The sequence below is a fragment of the Streptomyces sp. NPDC050759 genome, from assembly GCF_044456945.1.
In the GTDB taxonomy this organism is placed as follows: Bacteria; Actinomycetota; Actinomycetes; order Streptomycetales; family Streptomycetaceae; genus Streptomyces.
Map to the genome: position 1 here is coordinate 1 of NZ_JBITGI010000033.1, position 19,506 is coordinate 19,506.

Consider the following 19,506-nt stretch of genomic DNA (forward strand, 5'->3'; position numbering starts at 1 on the left):
CCCCCCCCCCCCCCCCCACCCCGGCCCCGACCCACCACACACCCGCACGCGCTACACAAGCCCCCACCGGAGCCGAAACAGGCCGCCGCAGGCACAAAGGGGCGCGGGGAACTGCGCAAAACGCCCGCCCCCACCGAACCCGCACCCGAATCCGCCCCACCCCCGGCGGCACTGGCCAGCCCCCCCTCCCCCTGGCAGGATCACCGGCATGCCCAAGCCGTTCCCCCGCCTCAGCCCCCGCCAGGCGCTCCAGACCGCGGCCGTCACGATCGTGGCCCTCGGCCTGCTCCTGTGGTGGCTGCTCCCGCTGGGGGAGGACCCCCCGGCCGGCACGATCACCTTCAGCACGGGCACAAAGGCAGGCGTCTACCAGAAGTACGGCGAGCTCCTCGACAACGCGATCCGCAAGGACATGCCGGACCTGAAGGTGAAACTGGAGACCAGCGCAGGATCCCAGGAGAACGTCAGACTCGTGGCGAACGGAAAGGCCGACTTCGCCATCGCCGCGGCCGACGCGGTGGAGACCTACCAGCAGAACGGCGACCCCGGCGCCGACCAGCTCCGCGGCGTGGCCCGCCTCTACGACGACTACGTACAGCTCGTCGTCCCCGCGGACTCGGACATCCGCACCATCGCCGACCTGAAGGGCAAGCGCGTCTCCATCGGCGTCCCCAACTCCGGCGTACGACTGATAGCGGACCGCGTGCTCAACGCCGCCGGCATCGACCCGGACAAGGACATCCAGCCGAGGGCCGCGGGCATCGACACCGGACCCGAGCTCCTCGGCCACGGCCTGGACGCGTTCTTCTGGTCCGGCGGCCTGCCCACGGACGGCCTGAAGCAGCTGGCCGAACGCTCGGCGTTCCGCTTCGTCCCGATCGAACCCTCCCTCGTGGCGAAGCTGCACGCCGAGGGCGAGCCCACCCGCTACTACCGCGCCACCAACATGCCGGCGTCGGCGTACCCGTCCGTCCAGAACAACAGGACCGTCCCGACGATGGCCGTCTCCAACCTGCTGATCACCCGCAAGGACATGGACCCCGAGCTCACGGAGTGGCTCACCCGGACCGTGATCAAGAGCAGGGACGGCATCGGCCACGACGTCCACTCCGCCCAGTTGGTCGACGTACGCACGGCGATCTACACCGACCCGGTCCCCCTCCACGAGGGCGCCCGTCGCTACTACCGCTCGGTCAAACCGTAGGGCGGCTACGGGGCACCGACACGGTCACGACCAGCCCGTGCGGCTCATGGTGGCCGTACGAGATCGCGCCACCCCCGGCAGCCAGCAGTGCCCGCGAGATGGACAGCCCGAGACCGGACCCCTTGATGTTCTGATGCCGGCCGCTGCGCCAGAACCGGTCGCCGACACGGGCGAGTTCCTCATCGGTGAGCCCGGGTCCGCGGTCGGCGACGACGACCGTCGAGGTGTTCCCGTCCGCGGCGACCGTGACCTCGACGGTCTCGTCCTCGGGCGTGAACTTGATCGCGTTGTCGATGACCGCGTCGAGGGCGCTGGAGAGGGTGACGGGGTCGGCCCAGGCGGTGGTGGGCGGACAACTCCCCACCAGCCGCACTCCCTTGGCCTCGGCGGTGGGTGTCCAGGCGGCGACCCGTTCGGCGGTGAGCTCCCCGATGTCGGTGATCCCGAGGTCCGCCTCGGTGTGCTCGGCGAGCGCGAGGTCAAGGAGGTCGTCGAGAACCTGGGCCAGCCTCTTGCCCTCGGTCTGCACGGAGGCGATCTCGGTGTTCCCCTCGGGAAGTTCGAAGGCGAGCAGCTCGATACGCAGCAGCAGGGCCGCGAGCGGATTCCTCAACTGGTGGGACGCGTCGGCGACAAAGGCCCGCTGCTGTTCCAGGACGTCCTCGACGTTGTCCGCCATCTCGTTGAACGAGCGGGCCAGCCGCCGGAGTTCGGGCGGCCCACCGGCGACCGCGACCCGGGACTTCAGGGCCCCGCTCGCGATCGAGTGCGTGGTGGCGTCGAGGACCCGCACGGGCCTGAGCACCCAGCCGGTCAGCCGCAGCGCGGCGCCGACGGCCAGCAGCATGGCGGCGAGTTCGCCCGCGAAGATGACGAGCCAGCCGTGCAGGATCCGCGAACGCATCGGTCCGGTGGGCGAGTCGGTGACGACGACCGCGATGACGTCACCGTCCCGGATCACCGGCGAGGCGACGACCAGCCGCCCCCGCTGCCAGGGCCAGACCTGCTTGGGGTCCTGGCTTCGGCGGCTGAGCAGCGCCTCGCCGAACGCGTCACGCACCTCACCCTCCCGGGGGAGGAACCATCCGCGGGGCGCGGTGGCCATGGGCACATCACCGTCGTAGAAGACACCGACCCGAATGCCGTAGACCTTGTAGTAGCTGGCGAGTTCACTCTCCAGCGTCTCCAGGCGCTCGTCGGAGGCGTCGGTGACGAACTGGGCGAGCGCCGCGAAGTGCGCGGTGTCGTCGATCCGGTCGACGACGACCCTCTGCTGCTGGGCGGAGGCGACACCGATGGCGAGCGGCACGCCCAGGGCCATCAGCACGGCGGCCATGAGGACGATGAGCAGCGGAAGAAGACGTGTACGCACGACCCCGCCTACGCCCCGCACCGAAGCCGCGAGCCCCCACACACGCGGGCCGCACTGCGCACGCTCTGACACCGCCGGACGCGATGCACGCCCGGACTCTGCCGCAGCAGGGCCACACGCCATGCGCACACGGGAACGGCCCACTGGTTCCGGATCCCACCCGCACCCAGCCCCTGCCGCACCGCGCCCCGGCACCACTTGACACCTTGGCCCGAACCGCCCCGGGCACCAGAGCCGAGCCGCCCAGGGCCGTCACCGATCACGCGGGCACCCTCGCCGCCGCACTCACCCGCGCCCACAGACACCGTCCCTCTCCTGCCCGGAATCCCTCACCCCGAGCCTCGCACAGCTCCGCGTCCCGCACCTTCACCGCCGTCCCTCACGCCAGGCCCTACCCCCCAACCCGACCCGCCCGTCACCCCAAACGGTGCCCGCCCTTGACCCAGCCCCCAGCCCAGGCCTTCACACCCCAGGCGCCACCAACCGGTACCCCACGCCCCGCACCGTCTCGATCAGTGCCGGCATCCGCAGCTTCGCCCGCAGGGACGCCACATGTACCTCCAGCGTGCGGCCGGTCCCCTCCCAGCTGGTGCGCCAGACCTCGCTGATGATCTGCTCGCGCCGGAAGACCACTCCGGGCCGCTGGGCGAGCAGCGCCAGGAGGTCGAACTCCTTGCGGGTGAGCTGGACGACCGTGCCGTCGACGGTGACCTGACGGGTCGGCAGTTCGATGCGCACGGCGCCGAGGACCAGCGCGGTGTCCCCGCCGCCCGACACGTCCTCGTGGACGGTGCGCCGGCTGACGGCGTGGATGCGGGCGAGCAACTCCCCGGTGTCGTACGGCTTGACCACGTAGTCGTCGGCGCCGAGGTTGAGCCCGTGGATGCGGGAGCGCACGTCGGAGCGAGCGGTGACCATGATCACCGGAGTGCTCGTGCGCTTGCGGATCTTGCCGCACACCTCGTAACCGTCCTGGTCGGGCAGTCCGAGGTCCAGGAGCACGACGCCGAAGCCGTCGACCTCCGGGACGAGCGCCTGGAGGGCCTCCTCGCCGCTGCGGGCGTGCGTGACGTCGAAGCCGTGCCGGGCGAGCACCGCGGACAGCGCGGCAGCCACGTGGTTGTCGTCCTCGACGAGGAGAAGTCTCACCCCGGCCCCCTTTGGTCCATCGGACGTACTATCTGAATGTGCAGTGAACAGGTACAAATGTGCGGACGCACACGCGCGTGCGCATCGTGCAGTCATGCTGATGGATGAGGACGGCGTCAAGGGCGTTCCGGTTGCGGCGCGGTTCCGTTACCCGGCCGATATGGGCACTGGTCGCAAGTGCTACGACACGTGTCCGATTGCTATCGGATCGTGATGCTCAGATTCCCCTCAAGACTAATGACGCTGGTCGCGTGGGGTTACTACTGTCCTCCGAAACCGAGGAGGACGGAGCCAGAGAGCGATGACCGAAGTATCGGTGGCCAAGGAAGATGTGGTCCCAACCGGCGAACTGGTCGTCCTGAAGAGCGTCAACAAGCACTTCGGCGCGTTGCACGTACTCCAGGACATCGACCTGACGATCGCCCGCGGCGAGGTCGTCGTGGTCATCGGACCCTCCGGGTCCGGGAAGTCCACCCTGTGCCGCACCATCAACCGCCTGGAGACGATCGACACGGGTTCGATCGCCATCGACGGCAAGCCGCTGCCCCAGGAGGGCAAGGAACTGGCCCGGCTGCGCGCCGACGTCGGAATGGTCTTCCAGTCCTTCAACCTCTTCGCGCACAAGACCGTGCTCGAGAACGTGATGCTGGGCCAGATCAAGGTCCGCAAGGCCGACAAGAAGCAGGCCGAGGAGAAGGCGCGCGCCCTCCTCGACCGGGTCGGCGTCACCACGCAGGCGGACAAGTACCCCGCCCAGCTGTCCGGTGGTCAGCAGCAGCGAGTCGCCATCGCCCGTGCCCTGGCGATGGACCCCAAGGTCATGCTCTTCGACGAGCCCACGTCGGCGCTCGACCCTGAGATGATCAACGAGGTGCTGGAGGTCATGCAGCAGCTCGCCCGCGACGGCATGACGATGATCGTCGTCACGCACGAAATGGGGTTCGCACGATCGGCTGCAAATCGCGTGGTGTTCATGGCGGACGGACGGATCGTCGAGGAGGCTGCGCCCGACCAGTTCTTCAGCAATCCGCGCAGCGACCGTGCCAAGGACTTCCTGTCGAAGATCCTGCACCACTGACGTGCCACCCGGATCGACCACCGACGGCCCTCATCTCTTCACCACCAAAGGATGTTCACCATGAAGCTCCGCAAGGTCACCGCCGCCTCGGCCGCCGTTCTCGCCCTCGCCCTGTCCGCGACCGCCTGCGGCGGTGACAGCAAGGACGACAGCTCCGGCTCGGGTTCCAGCGGCGGTGGCGGCAAGATCAAGATCGGTATCAAGTACGACCAGCCCGGTCTCGGCCTGAAGGAGCCCGACGGCTCCTTCTCCGGCTTCGACGTGGACGTGGCGACGTACGTGGCCAAGCAGCTGGGCTACAAGGCCGACCAGATCGAGTTCGTCGAGACCAAGAGCGCCGACCGTGAGAATGCGCTCTCCCGTGGCGACGTGAAGATCATCGCGGCCACCTACTCGATCACCGACGAGCGCAAGCAGAAGGTCGATTTTGCCGGCCCGTACCTGCTGGCCCACCAGGACCTGCTGGTCAAGAAGGACTCCAAGATCAGCGAGGCCACGGACCTCAACGGCGAGAAGCTGTGTTCCGTGACCGGCTCGACCTCGGCGCAGAACGTCAAGGACGACTTCGCCCCCAAGGCCCAGCTGAGGCAGTACAGCGGCTACTCCGAGTGCATCGCCGGCCTGCAGAGCGGCGCCGTGGACGCGGTGACCACGGACGACTCGATCCTCGCGGGCTTCGCGGCGCAGGACAAGTACAAGGGCCAGTTCAAGCTCGCCGGCCTCAAGCTGAGCAACGAGAACTACGGCATCGGCGTGAAGAAGGGCGACACCGCGACCCTGAACAAGGTCAACGCCGCCCTGGAGAAGATGGTCAGCGACGGCTCCTGGCAGAAGGCGGTCGACGACAACTTCGGCCCGGCCGGCTACAAGAACGAGCCCGCCCCGAAGATCGGCGCCATCGTCAAGTAACGCGGGACCACCGGCGCGCCGCCGCCCGCCGCGATCAGGGCGGCGGCGCGCCGCGCCCGTCCACGTACGCCTCACACACCCGGAAGCGCGGGAGATCGTGTTCGACTTTCTAGAAGGTTATGACGTCCTCGGGGCGTTCTGGATGACGGTGAAACTCACCGCCCTGTCCGCCGTCGGCTCCCTGATCTGGGGCACCCTGCTGGCCGCGATGCGGGTCAGCCCGGTCCCGTTGATGCGCGCATTCGGCACCGCGTACGTCAACATCGTCCGGAACATCCCCCTCACGGTCATCATCGTCTTCTCCTCGCTCGGCCTCGCCGACATCTTCGGCATGACGCTGGGCGCGGCGGACAACTTCGACGCCCTGAGCTTCCGGCTGGCGGTGCTCGGATTCATCGCGTACACCGCGGCCTTCGTCTGCGAGGCGATCCGCTCCGGCATCAACACGGTGCCGCTCGGCCAGGCCGAGGCGGCTCGCGCGATCGGGCTGAACTTCAGCCAGACCCTGCGCCTCGTGGTGCTGCCGCAGGCCTTCCGCTCGGTCATCGGCCCACTGGCCAACGTGCTCATCGCGCTGACCAAGAACACCACCGTGGCGGCCGCGATCGGCGTGGCCGAGGCCGCCCTCCTGATGAAGGAAATGATCGAGAACGAGGCCCAGACGCTCGCCATCGGCGCGGTCTTCGCGCTCGGCTTCGTGGTACTGACCCTGCCGACCGGCCTCCTCCTCGGCTGGCTCGCCAAGCGACTGGCGGTGAAGCGATGAGCTCGGTCCTCTACGACACCCCGGGACCCCGCGCCAAACGGCGCAACGTCCTCCTGTCGATCGTCTTCAGCGTGCTCCTCGCCCTCCTGCTGTGGTGGGTGTGGCAGAAGATGGACGACAAGAACCAGCTGGCGTGGAGCCTCTGGGAGCCCTTCACCACCGGTGAGGCCTGGACGACGTACCTCCTGCCGGGCCTGGGCGACACCCTCAAGGCCGCGGCGATCTCCATGGTGATCGCCCTGCCGCTGGGCGCGGTCTTCGGCATCGCCCGTCTGTCCGACCACGTCTGGGTGCGGGGCGTGGCCGGCACGGTGGTCGAGTTCTTCCGGTCGATTCCGGTCCTGCTGCTGATGCTGTTCGCCAACCAGTTCTACGTCGAGTACACGGACGTCAGCAGTGAGCAGCGGCCCCTGTACGCCGTTGTCGCCGGCCTCGTGCTCTACAACGCCTCGGTGCTCGCCGAGATCGTCCGGGCCGGCATCCTCTCGCTGCCCAAGGGGCAGACGGAGGCGGCTTACGCAGTCGGTCTGCGCAAGGGCCAGACGATGTCCAGCATCCTGCTCCCCCAGGCCGTCACCGCGATGCTCCCGGCCATCGTCAGCCAGCTGGTCGTCATCGTGAAGGACACCGCGCTGGGCGGCGTGATGCTGGGCTTCACCGAACTGCTCAACTCGCGCAGCACGCTGGCGGCCAACTACGCCAACGTCGTCCCCAGCTTCATCGTCGTGGGGCTGATCTTCATCGCGCTGAACTTCACCCTCACCAGCTTCGCGAGCTGGCTGGAGCGCAGGCTGCGGCGCAGCAAGAGGAGCACGGGGGCGGTGCTCGGCGCGGGGGACGTGGACGATCTCAACGCCGCCGAGGTGGGCGGCGGCTTCGGGACGGGCGCCTCGGCCTGATGGCCCGTCAATTGGTCTGAGAGGCACGGAGGGCAGTGGCATGATCGCCACTGCCCTCCGTCACTTGACGCAAGCACCGGCAATGGGTTGCATACGTTCTGTGATCGTGCACCCTGCCCCACCCTCCTGTTCACATACATCTCCCGGCATGCCGCTGCGGGCGGGGGGCGCCGCGCCGTGGACCCGGTGATCATCGTCGGAGCGGGGCCCGTCGGGCTCACGCTCGCCCTGGCGCTGGCGCGTCAGGAGGTGCCCTCCGTGGTGCTCGACGAGGGTCCGGGCAAGGACGAACCCCGTCTGGCCCGGACCGCCGTACTGCACGAGAACACCGCCGCTCTCATGTCGCGGCTGACCGGAGTGCCGGTCACCGAGCTCGGTGTGCACTGGGCCGGATGGCGGTCGATGCGCCGCAAGCAGGTGATGCGCGAGGTCGACTTCGAGGAGGCCGGAGACGCCCCCCTGCACCTCGCGCAGCACGTCCTGACCGGCGCCCTGCGCGCCGCCCTGGCCGAGCAGCGACTGGTCAAGCTCACCACCGACAGCCGTCTCGACACGATCGAGCAGGAGCCCTCGGGCGTCACCGTCCACACTCGCGGCCCCAAGGGCACCTGGTGGCGCGGCAGTTACCTGGTCGGCTGCGACGGCCCGCGTTCCACCGTGCGCAAGCTCGAGGACATCCGCTTCCCGGGCCGTACGGCGGTGGAGCGCCACGCGGTCGCCGCCCTGCGCGCGGAACTCCCCTGGGAGGACCGGGCGTTGCTGCACCGGATGCCGCCGTGGCGGACGTCAGGACCGTCGGCCGCGGAGATCACCGCCCGCCCGCTCCCCGAGGGCGTGTGGCGCCTGGACTGGCTGCTGCCGCCGGGCAAGGACCTGGTCACCCCCGAGCTCCTGGTGGCCCGCGTCCGGGAGACCCTGGCCGGCTGGACGGGCGGTTCGACACCGCCGTACGAACTCCTCGACACCGGGGTCCACACCGTGCACCACCGGCTGGCCCGCCGCTGGCGCGCCGGGCGGGTCTTTCTCGCCGGGGACGCGGCGCACTGCCTCGGAGCGCTCGGCACTCAGGGCCTCGACGAGGGCCTCCAGGACGCCGACAACCTCGCCTGGAAGCTCGCCCTGGCCTGGCACCACGGATCGCACGAGGCGCTTCTCGACAGCTACCAGACCGAGCGGCGCGCGGTCGTCGCCGGACGGCTGCGCGCCGCCGACCAGGCGCTGCCGCTGCTGCGTGGCGGCGGGGGGCTGCGCTCGGTCGTCCCCGGCTCGGCTCGCGGCCACGACGCCTTGCTCGCGGACGGTCACCTGGGGCGCGGCCCGCTCGGCGCGCCGGGGGCGTACGCCGACTCGCCCCTCGCACCCCGGCACCTCGAAGGGGAGGTACCCGTCGACACCTTGCCGGGGGCCATGGTCACGGATGTGCGGGTCACCGCCGAGGACGGCTCGTTCGTACGGCTGCGCGAGCGCCTGGGCCGCGGCGCGCTGCTGGTCGTACTGGTCGCGCCGGGCACCGGAGTGTGGGAGCGCAAGCACTGGGTGACCGCCGGAATCATGCCCCGCCTGGCCGCGTCGGTGACCGCGCTGCCGCACCACGCCGAACTCCTGGTCGCCGAGGAGTACCCGGGTGCGGCCCCGCACACGGTCCTTCTCGTACGGCCGGACGGTCACCTCGTCACAGCGCTGAGCGGAGTCCGCCCCGCCGACCTCTACTCGGCGGCCGAGACGGCGCTCGGCGGGCCGCCGGCGAAAGCCGAGGCGAACGCGGGGGCCGGCTCGCGTTGACGTGCTCACCGTCACTGTGCGTCCACATAGTGACGGTGAGTTGAAACGCTCCGGGCCCTCATGGTGTACTCCGGATCGTGACCGACACCTGTGTGCGCCTGTGGCGGAGGGTCCATATGGACCTCGTCCGCTATGCGGGCTGCGTGTGTCGCCCGTCCTGCTGAATTCGCCCCTTCACTTCCTTGCGTGCCGTGTCCGTGCGACGGCACGCTCTCGCGAACTCTTCTCAGGACGGTGTCCGTGTCTGCCTCACCCGCTTTTCCCTCGGTGTCCTCCGTCGCGCCGCCCACCCAGGCCGACCTCCTCGACTTCGTACGGCGCACCGCCGCCGACGCCGAGCTGATCGACTCGCTCCCCCTCGACCCGGAGGGCCGCACCTGGGTGCGCCTGGAGGGGCCCGGCGGCAGCGAGGCCTGGCTGATCGGCTGGCCGCCCGGCACCGGCACCGGCTGGCACGACCACGCCGAGTCGGTCGGCGCCTTCACCATCGCCGCCGGAGAGCTCAAGGAGAACTCGCTCGCCGCCCGGCTGCCCGCCGACGGCTGGAAAACCCTCGAACTCTCCGAGGACGTGGACCGCGAGCGACGACTGCCGGCCGGCAGGGGCCGCTCGTTCGGACAGCACCATGTCCACGAGGTCCTCAACGAGTCCACCGAGACCCACGCGATCTCCGTGCACGCCTACTACCCGCCCCTCCCTCAGATCCGCCGCTACAGCCGCACGGGCCAGATCCTCCGCCTTGAGCACGTGGAGCGGCCTGAGGACTGGCAGTGAGCGCCCCGCCTGCTGGTCGTACGGTCGAACAGGCGCCCGGCATCGACGAGTTGCTGGAGCGGGTGCGCACGGGCTACGAGCGGGTCGGCGCCCGGGAGGCGTACGAAGCCGTCCAGGCCGGTGAGGCCCTGCTGGTGGATATCCGTTACGCGGCCCTGCGCGAGCACGACGGGCTGATCCCGGGTGCCCTGGTCGTCGAGCGCAACGAGCTGGAGTGGCGTCTCGACCCGCGGGGCAGCCACCGCCTTTCCGAGGCCACGGGCCATGATCTGCGGGTCGTGGTGGTGTGCGACGAGGGGTACGCCTCGAGCCTGGCGGCGGAGTCCCTGCACCGGCTGGGGCTGCGCCGGGCCACGGATCTGGTCGGCGGTTTCCAGGCCTGGCGGGCGGCGGGGCTGCCGGTCACGACCCGGGCCGTCGGGACGGCGGCTCCCGGACTGCCGGAACGTCAGCCGATGCCGGGCGGGCAGTAGAGCGGGGCCGGGTCCGCGGTCGCTCGGTGGCCGGGCGCACCCGGCTGTCCGCGATCGTGTCGATGTCCTCGTCGCGCAGCAGGGCCACGGCGGTGCCGGTGACGGCCCGCGCTCTTCCTGCTGCTTGCCAGCCGGGGAGGCGCTTGATCCTGGCCGGTGATGCTTCCCCTGGCGCCGGGCATCGCCTGTGTCCGACGCGGCGCCTAGAACTCCCCCTTTCAGAACCCCTCGTCGCCGAGGAACTCCGTCTCCTCGCCCTCCTCCTCCAGCGCCTGCCGGACCACCCGCAGGGCCATGCCCTCGGAGTAGCCCTTGCGGGCGAGCATGCCGGCGAGGCGGCGCAGACGCTTGTCGCGGTCGAGGCCGCGCGTCGCGCGCAGCTTGCGGTCGACGAGCTCGCGGGCCGTCGCCTCCTCCTGCTCGGAGTCGAGTTGCGAGACGGCCGCGTCGATCAATGTGGAGTCGACGCCCTTGGTCCGCAGCTCCTGGGCGAGCGCACGCCGGGCGAGCCCCCGGCCGTGGTGCCGGGACTCCACCCAGGCATCCGCGAACGCGCTGTCGTTGATCAGTCCGACCTCCTCGAACCGCGACAGCACCTCCTCGGCGGCGTCGTCCGGGATCTCCCGCTTGCGCAGGGCGTCGGCGAGCTGCTTCCGCGTGCGCGGGGTCCCGGTGAGCAGGCGCAGACAGATCGCCCGCGCCCGCTCCACCGGGTCCGCCGGAGGCTCCCCCTTCTCGGCCCTCGACAAGGAGGGGCCGCCTCCGTCCTCGCCGGGCGACTCCCCGAAGCCGCGCCGACGCTGCCGACGCCCCCGGGAACCGCCCGGGGCTTGGCCGCCTCGACGCGAGCTCCGACCGAACGCCCCGGAACCGCGCGCCGCCCCGTCACCGGACTCGTCGCCGCTCGGCCCACCGTCGCCGTACGTCCTGCCGCGGTGGGACCGGCCGGCGCCGTACGCCAGGTCATCGCCGCCGGCCCCCTCGACGCCGTACGACGTCACGCGGCCGAATCCCCCGTCCGCGTCGCCCGTCGGCTCATCGCCGATCCGCCCCATGCCGTACGACACCGAGCGGCCGTGTCCCCCGTCCGTACCGTCCCCGTCGCCGCCCGGCCCGGCAGAACCCCCGTCGCCCTTTCCGCTCCACCCTCGCGGAGCGTCCTCGTACTCGGCCCAGTCGGTTCGCCGTGTCACAGGATCAGCTCTTGGCGGCCGGAGCCTTGGCCTTCGTCGCCTTCGCGGCCGCCGGAGCCGGCACCTTCGCGGCCTCGTCCGCGGCAGCGGACACCGCGGCGTCCGCACCCGGCTGGGCGGTCGGCTCCACCGGACGTACGCCGACGCCCAGCTTCTCCAGGATCTTCTTCTCGATCTCGTTGGCGAGGTCGGGGTTGTCCTTCAGGAAGTTGCGCGCGTTCTCCTTGCCCTGGCCGAGCTGGTCGCCCTCGTACGTGTACCAGGCGCCGGCCTTGCGGACGAAGCCGTGCTCCACGCCCATGTCGATCAGGCCGCCCTCGCGGCTGATGCCGTGGCCGTAGAGGATGTCGAACTCGGCCTGCTTGAAGGGCGGCGCGACCTTGTTCTTGACGACCTTGACGCGGGTGCGGTTGCCGACCGCGTCCGTACCGTCCTTCAGGGTCTCGATGCGACGGATGTCGAGCCGCACCGAGGCGTAGAACTTCAGCGCCCGGCCACCGGTCGTGGTCTCCGGGGAGCCGAACATCACGCCGATCTTCTCGCGGAGCTGGTTGATGAAGATCGCGGTGGTCTTGGACTGGTTGAGCGCGCTGGTGATCTTCCGCAGGGCCTGGCTCATCAGACGGGCCTGCAGACCGACGTGGCTGTCGCCCATCTCGCCTTCGATCTCCGCGCGAGGGACGAGCGCGGCGACGGAGTCGATGACGATGAGGTCGAGGGCGCCGGAGCGGACCAGCATGTCCACGATCTCCAGAGCCTGCTCACCGTTGTCCGGCTGGGAGAGGATCAGGTTGTCGATGTCGACGCCGAGCTTCTTCGCGTACTCGGGGTCGAGGGCGTGCTCCGCGTCCACGAAGGCGACCTGGCCACCGGCCTTCTGGGCGTTGGCCACCGCGTGCAGCGTCAGGGTCGTCTTACCGGAGGACTCCGGTCCGTACACCTCCACCACCCGGCCACGCGGCAGGCCGCCGACGCCGAGGGCGACGTCGAGTGCGGTCGACCCGGTGGGGATGACCTCGATGGGCTCGTTCGGCCGCTCGCCCAGGCGCATCACGGCACCCTTGCCGAACTGCCGTTCAATCTGTGCGAGCGCGGCGTCGAGCGCCTTCTCGCGGTCGGTTCCTGCCATGGGTTCCACCCGATTTGCTTGAGTCGATCGCTTCACGTCAAAGACGCTAACGCCTGCCACTGACAATGCGTCCCGACGCCCGTCCGGCCTGTGGATAACTAGGGCACTTCTCCATGCAAACCATGCCGAAACGCCCGCCGCTGACTTCGCCGGAAGTTCCATAAGAATGGATGTTCGATTTTCGTGTCAAGCGCACCACACGACACCCGGGTCACTTCCTGCGGCACGCTCCGACGGCTTCCTCCGCCACACTCCGGCTACTTCCCGCGGCGTACTTCAGGTGTCTTCGGCGGTACGACGACCGGGCGGGCCGTTCTCGCGAGTCTGGTGCCATGGAGACCCCGACGAACACCCCCGAGACCACCCGGAACGACAACGGCACGGCACGTTCCCCCGCCGTCCTCGCGACCCTGTCCGCACTGCTCCTGCTGGCCGCGTCCATCGTCGGCCAGATCGCCGCCGGAGCGGACTATCCCACCGTCCCGCCCGGACTCGTCATCCCGCTCGTGGCGGCGGCCCTGCTGGTCTGGCGCACGAACCGCGCGACGACCGGACTCGCCCTCGGCGTCGGCCTGTTCATCGGCACGGGCGCGATCCTGACCCCGAACACCGGCGACCACCTCTCCTCGGGAGACACCGCGCTCATCGCCTCGACCGCAGCCGAGCTCGTCGCCCTCACCACCCTGGTGATCGCCGGGGCCGCGGCCACCCTGGCCCGGAAGGGAGCACGGCGCTGATGGACCCGGTCCCGGCGGAAGCGCCCGTGGTGCCGACACGGACGTCGGCGCCACGGGCCCGTGGCGCACGCCGCGTGGAGCGTCTCTGCCACGCCACGGGTGTCCTCCTGGTTCTCTCCGGGCTCGGGCACCTGGTGGTGTTCGCCGTGGACGGCGGCCCCTGGGCCGGGCCGGTCTCGTGGCGCAAGCCGGTGACGTTCGGAGTGTCCTTCGGGGTGACCCTGATCGCGGTCACCTGGGTCACGTCGTATCTGCGCGTGGGCCCCCGGCTGCGCACCCTGCTGCTCGCGGTGTTCGCTGCCGACTGTGTGGTGGAGGTCGGGGGCATCACCCTCCAGGCGTGGCGCGGGGTGCCCTCGCACCTCGACATGGAGACGCCCTTCGACACGGCGGTGTCCATGACGCTCGCGGTGGGCGGTGGCGTCCTGGTGCTGCTGCTGACGGTCTTCGCGGTCGTCTCCTTCCGCCACCGGCCCTCGGGCCCGGCGGGGATGGACCTCGCGGTGCGGTCCGGGTTCGCGATCCTGCTCGTCGCGCTGGCCTCGGGTGCCGCGATGATCGCGCGCGGTGTCGTCCTCACCCGCACCGGTCACCAGGAGGCGGCCTACCACTCGACCGCCCCGCTCAAGCCACTGCACGGCGTGAGCCTGCACGCTGTCCTGGTCCTGCCCGCACTGGCCTGGCTGCTGTCCCGCACGCCCTGGAGCGAACCGCTACGGCGGCGGATCCTGTACGCGGCGATCGGCTCCTACGTCATGGCCGTCATCGGCGCCGGGGTGTGGGCCGCCCTCGCGTACTGAACCCGGCGCCCTCAGGACGAGCCGTCACCGTCGCCGGATGCCTGCGTTCCCGGCCGCCGGCGCTCCCACAGGGCACGCACGCGCGTGACCGGCGAGGGCCCCTCGCCCCGCTTCCGGTGCCCGTGGACGCGGCGCCGGGGTGTGGGCCCCCCTCGCGTACTGAACCCGGCGCCCTCAGGACGAGCCGTCACCGTCGCCGGATGCCTGCGTTCTCGGCCGCCGGCGCTCCCACAGGGCACGCACGCGCGTGACCGGCGAGGGCCCCTCGCCCCGCTTCCGGTGCCCGTGGACGCGGGGGTCGTCGGTGACGTCGTACCGCTTCACGTACGCCCCCAGGAACGCCTGCAGCGTGGCGACCGCCGGGATGGCGATCAGCGCGCCGACCGCACCGAGGAGGGCGGTGCCCGCGATGACCGAGCCGAAGGCGACCGCGGGGTGGATGTCGACGGTCTTCGAGGTCAGCTTGGGCTGCAGCACGTAGTTCTCGAACTGCTGGTAGATCACTACGAAGACCAGCACCCACAGCGCGTACCAGGGATCGACCGTGAAGGCGATCAGCATGGGCAGGGCGCCCGCGAGATAGGTGCCGATGGTCGGGATGAACTGCGAGACCAGGCCGACCCAGACGGCGAGCACGGGCGCGTACGGCACGTCCAGGGCCTGGAGCAGGACGAAGTGCGCGACCCCGGAGACAAGGGCCATCAGACCGCGCGAGTAGATGTAACCGCCGGTCTTGTCCACGGCGATCTCCCAGGCGCGCAGCACCTCGGCCTGGCGGGCGGGCGGCAGGACGGAGCAGATCGCGCGGCGCAGCCGCGGGCCATCCGCGGCGAAGTAGAACGAGAACAGCGCGATCGTCAGCAACTGGAAGAGCCCGCCGAGAACCTGGGCGGAGACGTCCAGGACGCCGGTGGCGCTGTTCTGCACGTAGTTGCGCAGCCAGTCGGAGCGCAGCAGCCCCTCCTGGACGTCCACCCGCTTCAGATCGGTGTGGAAGTGCCCGTTGATCCAGGCGATGACGGAGTCGAGGTAGTTCGGGAAGTCCTCGACGATCTTGATGATCTGTCCCGCCAGCATGGAGCCGAGCAGCGTGACGAAGCCGGCGGTCACGATCAGCACCGCGAAGAAGACGAGGAAGGTCGCGAGCCCCCTGCGCATGCCGCGCGCCGCCATCTTGCTCACCGCGGGTTCGATGGCCAGGGCCAGGAAGAAGGCGATGAGGATATTGGTCAGCAGGCCTATCAGCTGGTGGAAGGCCCAACTGCCGAGCTGGAACACGGCGATGAGGGCGAGCGCGAGCACCATGGCGCGCGGCAGCCAGCGCGGCATGCGGGCGTTCGGCCCGGCGCCGTCGGCCGGGGGCCGGGTGGGCGGCGTCGTGCCGAGCGGAGATGCGTGCTGGGCTGCCTGCCCGGACTCGTCAGTGGGTGCCACGGAGCAAGTCTCGCCCACGCGACTGACAATCGGCGCCGTGCTGCGATCTTCGTGACCGGTCAGTGCCTCTTTCGTGAGATGTTCACGCCCGGTCGGCACTTCTCCTCGGAACGTCCACGCCGTCTCAGTGCCTCTCGGCCGGAACGTTCATGACGGTGCAGACCACGCGCCACACGTCCTTGGCGTCCCAGCCGGCGTTCAGCGCCTCGTGCACCGTGCGCCCGCCGAGCTCCGTCATCACGTGATCGCGCGCGAAGGTGTCGGCGTACCCCGGACCGAAGTGTTCCGCCATCCGCTGCCAGAAGACCGTCAACCGCATGACTCCAGTATCCCGCCCCTGAGGGTGGGCCTCGGCCGGGACCGCCTGCCGAGACCGCTTTCCGCCCTACGGTCTGACGCATGCCCGAAACAGGAGCTTCCCCACTCCCCCAGACGCCACCGGCGCACTCCCCGCTCTTCCGCGCCGAGCACCTCGTCTGGCTCACCGCGCGCGTGCTGGAACAGCGTCTGTTCGCCTACCACTTCCTGAACGCCGGCCCCGACCCGGTGGAGACGGCCCTGGAGGCCTACCGCAACGCGGACGGCGGGTACGGTCACGCGCTGGAGCCCGATCTGCGCGGCCCGGTCAGCCAGCCCCTGCACACCGGTCACGCCCTGCGGGTCCTGGACGCCGTCGGACGCTGCGGCGGACAGCGCGTGGAGCGCGTGTGCCGTTATCTCACCTCCGTGTCCACCCCGGACGGCGCCCTCCCGGCGGTCACTCCCGCCCAGCGCGGCTATCCGACGGCTCCCTTCATGCCGGTCGTGGACGGCCCGCCGAGCGATCTGCTCACCACCGGTCCCGTGGTCGGTCTGCTGCACCGCAACGACGTGTGGCACGCCTGGCTGTTCCGGGCCACGGACTTCTGCTGGCAGGCGGTGGAGTCCCTCCAGGTGTCCCACCCGTACGAGATCCAGGCCGCCGTGACCTTCCTGGACTCCGTCCCCGACCGCCGGCGCGCGGAGGCGACCGCCGACCGCCTCGGCCGACTGGTGCGCGAGCACCGTCTGGCCGCGCTGGACCCCTCGAACCTCGCCGCGTTCCCCGTCTCCCCCGGCTACGCCCCGGGCGAGCACCACTTCCCGCACGACTACGCGAAGACGCCGGGCTCCCTCGCGCGCGCGTGGTTCACGGACGCCGAGATGTCCCGTTCGCTGGACCACCTCGCGGCCGAGCAGCAGGAGGACGGCGGCTGGCCGACCCGCCGGCCCCAGTGGGCACCGTCCACGGCCCTCGAAACGCGCCCCATGGTGACGATCGAGGCCCTGCGCACACTGCGGGCGTACGGCCGCGAGGTGGGCTGAGCCGCTCCAGGGGGCAGATTCCGGCCTGGGCGACGACCGCGTCGAGGCGTCCCAGCTCCGCCATGCCGTACGACGGCCACACCAGCACGCGCGTGACGGCGGCCTCGCACGTCCCTACGCTCCGAACCTCCGCCGTCACACCCGCACGCCCGAACCTCCGCCAGCCACGGCCCCGATGGCCCGGCTCCTGCCGCCACGCCCCCATGACCGGACCCCGCCGCTACGCCCACACGGCCGGCCCCCGCCGCAGCGCCCGCATGGCTGAGCCCCGCCCGTCAGGCCGCACGGACCGCGCTCCGCCACCATGACCCTCCACGTCCGGACGTCCACCACAGCGCCCGCATGGCCGATCCCCCGCGGCAGCGCCCCCATGGCCGACCCCCGCCCGTCAGGCCCATGGACCGCGCCCCGCCACCACGACCCTCCACGTTCCACGTCCGGACCCCCACCGCAGCGCCGGCATGGCCGACCCCCGCCCGTCAGGCCCCATGGACCGAGCTCCGTCGCCAGGACCCTCCATGACCCAACCTCCGCCGCCGTCACCCCCCGACGGCCCGCACCCCCGCCGTCACGACCACCGCGGCCGCGACCACGAGGAGGAACGGCGCTCGCAGGAGCAGCGCCACGGCGGCTGCGGCGAGCCCCGCGGCCCGCGCGTCGATCACCGGCACCCGCCCGTCGGCGAAGGTCTGCTGCGCGGTGAGCGCGGCCAGAAGTGCCACCGGCAGCAATGCGGCAAGGCGCTTCACCAGGGGCCGATCCAGAACGCCGGCAGGCACGAGCAGCCCGAGGAGCTTGACGGCGTAACAACCGAGAACGGTGGCACCGATGGCGATCCAGACGTTCACCGCCCCTCCCTCCGCACCCGCTCACGACGTCCTCGCACCCACAGAACAAGTGGCGCGGCAAGCGCGGCCGCCAGCACCGGCACCCCGGCGGGCAGCACAGGAAGCAGCCCGAGCCCCAGCAGCACGGCGAGCCCGGCCACAACCCGCTCGGTGGCGCTCCCCACCATGGGCGCCAGAAGCGCCAGAAAGACGGCGGGCCCGGCCGCGTCCAGCCCCCACGCGCGCGTGTCCCCGATCGCGTCGGCTCCCAGGGCTCCCAGCAAGGTCGTCAGATTCCACAACACATACAGACTCAGCCCCGTGACGGCGAACGCGATGCGCGCACTGCGCCGCGTGGGCTGAGCCAGCGAGACGGCCGCCGTCTCGTCGATGACCCACTGGGCGGCAAGGGGACGCAGCACGCGCGGGAGGGCGAGCAACTGCGACAGCCGCAGCCCGTAGAAGGCGTTGCGCGCCCCCAGGAAGAAGGCCCCGGCAGCCGCTGCAAGAGCGCTTCCGCCGGCCGCGAGGGCTCCTACGAGCGCGAACTGGGACGCACCGGTGAACACCAGGAGGCTGAGCGCACAGGTCTGCGTCAGGGTGAGCCCGCTGCCGGCCGAGGTCACCCCGAAGGCGAACCCGGACAGTCCGACGGCCACCCCGACCCCGAGGGCGTCTCGTACGACGGCGGCGTCCGGCCTGCCTCCACCGTCGGCTTGCATATCCGCTAGAGCTGTCTGTTCGTCTGCCACGCCTCGGACGCTAGGAGCAGCCGCCCGGGCGAGTCTTGTACGTTCTTGCGCTCCCGCTGATAGGCCCCCGGAGGCACGCCGACGATCCGCGTGAAATGCCGGTTCAGATGAGGCTGGTCCGTAAACCCCACTTCGACGGCGGCCGCGGCAGGGCCGGCCCCCGCATCCAGCAACCGCCGAGCCCGCCGCACCCGCGCATCGGTCAGCCATGTGTGGGGCGGCATCCCGTAGACATCCCGAAAAGCACGCAGCAACGCGAAGGGACCGACCCCGAGATCAGCGGCCAACTGCTCCAGAGTCGGCGGCGCGGCCATCCTCTCCTCCAGCACGGCACGCGCACGTACGGCGATCCTGGCGCCCGCGCTCCGCACATCCCGTTGCGGCAACGTTCCGCCGTTCACCCGCAGCAACCGCGTCACGGCGACCCGCAACAACGTGTCGGCGGCCAGCGCGTTCCCTTCATCCGCGGCCCGCAGAACCTGATGCACCAATCCCACCGCGTACGGATCGTCGAGCACCGGCCGCACGAAGCCGGGCGTACCTCGCAGCGCAGTGGTCTCAGCCGCGATCCCGGCCACCACCTCGGGTGACGGATACACGGCCCCGTACCGCCATCCCTCAGGCACCCCGGCCCGCCCCGTATGAGCCGTATCGGGATTGACCAGCGCAAGCGCACCGGCCCCCGCGTACTGATCGGCCCCCCGATGGTGGAAGACCTCCACCCCGTCCGCGATGGCGGCGATCACAAAGTGCTCATGCGTATGCCGCACAAACGTCTTCCGTACATACCGGGCCCGCAGCAGATCAACTCCGGGCAACTCGGCATACCGCCAGTGCCGCGCCCGCTCCCCGAAACCCGCCATGCACCCATTGTCACGCGGTTC

21 protein-coding genes are annotated in these 19,506 nt (G+C 70.7%); 12 read left to right on the top strand and 9 right to left on the bottom strand.

All coding sequences use genetic code 11. The features are described 5' to 3' along the window. Positions 1 to 208: 208 nt before the first annotated feature. Complete coding sequence (locus ACIBJB_RS46795; RefSeq protein ID WP_398940270.1) at positions 209 to 1,204, top strand: TAXI family TRAP transporter solute-binding subunit; 996 nt, start codon at positions 209 to 211, stop codon at positions 1,202 to 1,204. Here ACIBJB_RS46795 and ACIBJB_RS46800 read toward each other — a convergent pair. Next, positions 1,194 to 2,576 (bottom strand): ATP-binding protein, encoded by a 1,383-nt coding sequence (locus ACIBJB_RS46800; RefSeq protein WP_398940271.1) that lies wholly within the window; start codon positions 2,574 to 2,576, stop codon positions 1,194 to 1,196. The genes ACIBJB_RS46795 and ACIBJB_RS46800 overlap by 11 nt on opposite strands. A gap of 462 nt (positions 2,577 to 3,038) precedes the next feature. Next, on the bottom strand, positions 3,039 to 3,725 hold the full coding sequence (locus ACIBJB_RS46805) for a response regulator transcription factor (RefSeq protein ID WP_398940272.1): 687 nt from the start codon (positions 3,723 to 3,725) through the stop codon (positions 3,039 to 3,041). A gap of 301 nt (positions 3,726 to 4,026) precedes the next feature. Here ACIBJB_RS46805 and ACIBJB_RS46810 point away from each other — a divergent pair, with 301 nt between their 5' ends. The 8 genes from ACIBJB_RS46810 to ACIBJB_RS46845 all read left to right on the top strand — a co-directional run bounded on the left by ACIBJB_RS46810 (position 4,027) and on the right by ACIBJB_RS46845 (position 10,406). Next, a complete protein-coding gene (locus ACIBJB_RS46810; protein ID WP_398940273.1) occupies positions 4,027 to 4,803 on the top strand; it encodes an amino acid ABC transporter ATP-binding protein in 777 nt (258 codons plus the stop codon). Between the two features lie 60 nt (positions 4,804 to 4,863). Then, positions 4,864 to 5,712: a glutamate ABC transporter substrate-binding protein gene (locus ACIBJB_RS46815; protein WP_398940275.1), complete on the top strand. Its 849-nt coding sequence runs from the start codon at positions 4,864 to 4,866 to the stop codon at positions 5,710 to 5,712. Positions 5,713 to 5,809: 97 nt separating this feature from the next. Further along, positions 5,810 to 6,478 carry an amino acid ABC transporter permease gene (locus ACIBJB_RS46820; protein ID WP_392659430.1) on the top strand — a complete coding sequence of 223 codons (669 nt, stop codon included), beginning with the start codon at positions 5,810 to 5,812 and terminating at the stop codon, positions 6,476 to 6,478. Then, a complete protein-coding gene (locus ACIBJB_RS46825) occupies positions 6,475 to 7,377 on the top strand; it encodes an amino acid ABC transporter permease (RefSeq protein WP_398940276.1) in 903 nt (300 codons plus the stop codon). The genes ACIBJB_RS46820 and ACIBJB_RS46825 overlap by 4 nt, the downstream gene beginning before the upstream one ends. A 177-nt stretch (positions 7,378 to 7,554) precedes the next feature. Then, positions 7,555 to 9,159 (top strand): FAD-dependent monooxygenase, encoded by a 1,605-nt coding sequence (locus tag ACIBJB_RS46830; protein WP_398940277.1) that lies wholly within the window; start codon positions 7,555 to 7,557, stop codon positions 9,157 to 9,159. 116 nt (positions 9,160 to 9,275) lie between these two features. Beyond that, positions 9,276 to 9,323, top strand: coding sequence for a hypothetical protein (locus tag ACIBJB_RS46835; RefSeq protein ID WP_309506048.1), 48 nt, complete (start codon positions 9,276 to 9,278; stop codon positions 9,321 to 9,323). A gap of 76 nt (positions 9,324 to 9,399) precedes the next feature. Continuing rightward, a complete protein-coding gene (locus ACIBJB_RS46840; protein WP_398940278.1) occupies positions 9,400 to 9,933 on the top strand; it encodes a cysteine dioxygenase in 534 nt (177 codons plus the stop codon). Next, a complete protein-coding gene (locus ACIBJB_RS46845) occupies positions 9,930 to 10,406 on the top strand; it encodes a rhodanese-like domain-containing protein (protein WP_398940279.1) in 477 nt (158 codons plus the stop codon). The genes ACIBJB_RS46840 and ACIBJB_RS46845 overlap by 4 nt, the downstream gene beginning before the upstream one ends. Before the next feature lie 218 nt (positions 10,407 to 10,624). Here the strand turns inward: ACIBJB_RS46845 and recX are convergent, their stop codons facing one another. Continuing rightward, on the bottom strand, positions 10,625 to 11,599 hold the full coding sequence (gene recX / locus ACIBJB_RS46850; protein ID WP_398940280.1) for a recombination regulator RecX: 975 nt from the start codon (positions 11,597 to 11,599) through the stop codon (positions 10,625 to 10,627). 4 nt (positions 11,600 to 11,603) lie between these two features. Beyond that, positions 11,604 to 12,728 carry a recombinase RecA gene (recA, locus tag ACIBJB_RS46855; RefSeq protein WP_398940281.1) on the bottom strand — a complete coding sequence of 375 codons (1,125 nt, stop codon included), beginning with the start codon at positions 12,726 to 12,728 and terminating at the stop codon, positions 11,604 to 11,606. A gap of 332 nt (positions 12,729 to 13,060) precedes the next feature. Here recA and ACIBJB_RS46860 point away from each other — a divergent pair, with 332 nt between their 5' ends. Together ACIBJB_RS46860 and ACIBJB_RS46865 are read left to right on the top strand one after the other, a co-directional pair. Further along, complete coding sequence (locus ACIBJB_RS46860; RefSeq protein ID WP_398940282.1) at positions 13,061 to 13,465, top strand: hypothetical protein; 405 nt, start codon at positions 13,061 to 13,063, stop codon at positions 13,463 to 13,465. Further along, a complete protein-coding gene (locus ACIBJB_RS46865; protein WP_398940283.1) occupies positions 13,465 to 14,265 on the top strand; it encodes a hypothetical protein in 801 nt (266 codons plus the stop codon). Before ACIBJB_RS46860 ends, ACIBJB_RS46865 begins: the two co-directional genes overlap by 1 nt. Before the next feature lie 174 nt (positions 14,266 to 14,439). Here the strand turns inward: ACIBJB_RS46865 and ACIBJB_RS46870 are convergent, their stop codons facing one another. Continuing rightward, the gene (locus ACIBJB_RS46870) at positions 14,440 to 15,699 is read right to left on the bottom strand and encodes an AI-2E family transporter (protein ID WP_398940284.1); all 1,260 of its coding nucleotides are present in this window, start codon (positions 15,697 to 15,699) and stop codon (positions 14,440 to 14,442) included. Between the two features lie 124 nt (positions 15,700 to 15,823). Further along, positions 15,824 to 16,018: a DUF3046 domain-containing protein gene (locus ACIBJB_RS46875; protein ID WP_398940285.1), complete on the bottom strand. Its 195-nt coding sequence runs from the start codon at positions 16,016 to 16,018 to the stop codon at positions 15,824 to 15,826. Positions 16,019 to 16,098: 80 nt separating this feature from the next. On the opposite strand from ACIBJB_RS46875, the gene ACIBJB_RS46880 reads away from it, so the two are divergent. Next, positions 16,099 to 17,043 (top strand): hypothetical protein, encoded by a 945-nt coding sequence (locus ACIBJB_RS46880; protein WP_398940286.1) that lies wholly within the window; start codon positions 16,099 to 16,101, stop codon positions 17,041 to 17,043. 539 nt (positions 17,044 to 17,582) lie between these two features. On the opposite strand, the gene ACIBJB_RS46885 is transcribed toward ACIBJB_RS46880, so the two are convergent. The 3 genes from ACIBJB_RS46885 to ACIBJB_RS46895 are packed head-to-tail and all read right to left on the bottom strand — an operon-like array spanning position 17,583 to position 19,485. Further along, positions 17,583 to 17,891: an AzlD domain-containing protein gene (locus tag ACIBJB_RS46885; protein ID WP_398940287.1), complete on the bottom strand. Its 309-nt coding sequence runs from the start codon at positions 17,889 to 17,891 to the stop codon at positions 17,583 to 17,585. Next, the gene (locus ACIBJB_RS46890; RefSeq protein WP_398940298.1) at positions 17,888 to 18,592 is read right to left on the bottom strand and encodes an AzlC family ABC transporter permease; all 705 of its coding nucleotides are present in this window, start codon (positions 18,590 to 18,592) and stop codon (positions 17,888 to 17,890) included. Before ACIBJB_RS46890 ends, ACIBJB_RS46885 begins: the two co-directional genes overlap by 4 nt. Positions 18,593 to 18,597: 5 nt before the next feature. Continuing rightward, the gene (locus ACIBJB_RS46895) at positions 18,598 to 19,485 is read right to left on the bottom strand and encodes an AraC family transcriptional regulator (protein WP_398940288.1); all 888 of its coding nucleotides are present in this window, start codon (positions 19,483 to 19,485) and stop codon (positions 18,598 to 18,600) included. Positions 19,486 to 19,506: the final 21 nt, after the last annotated feature.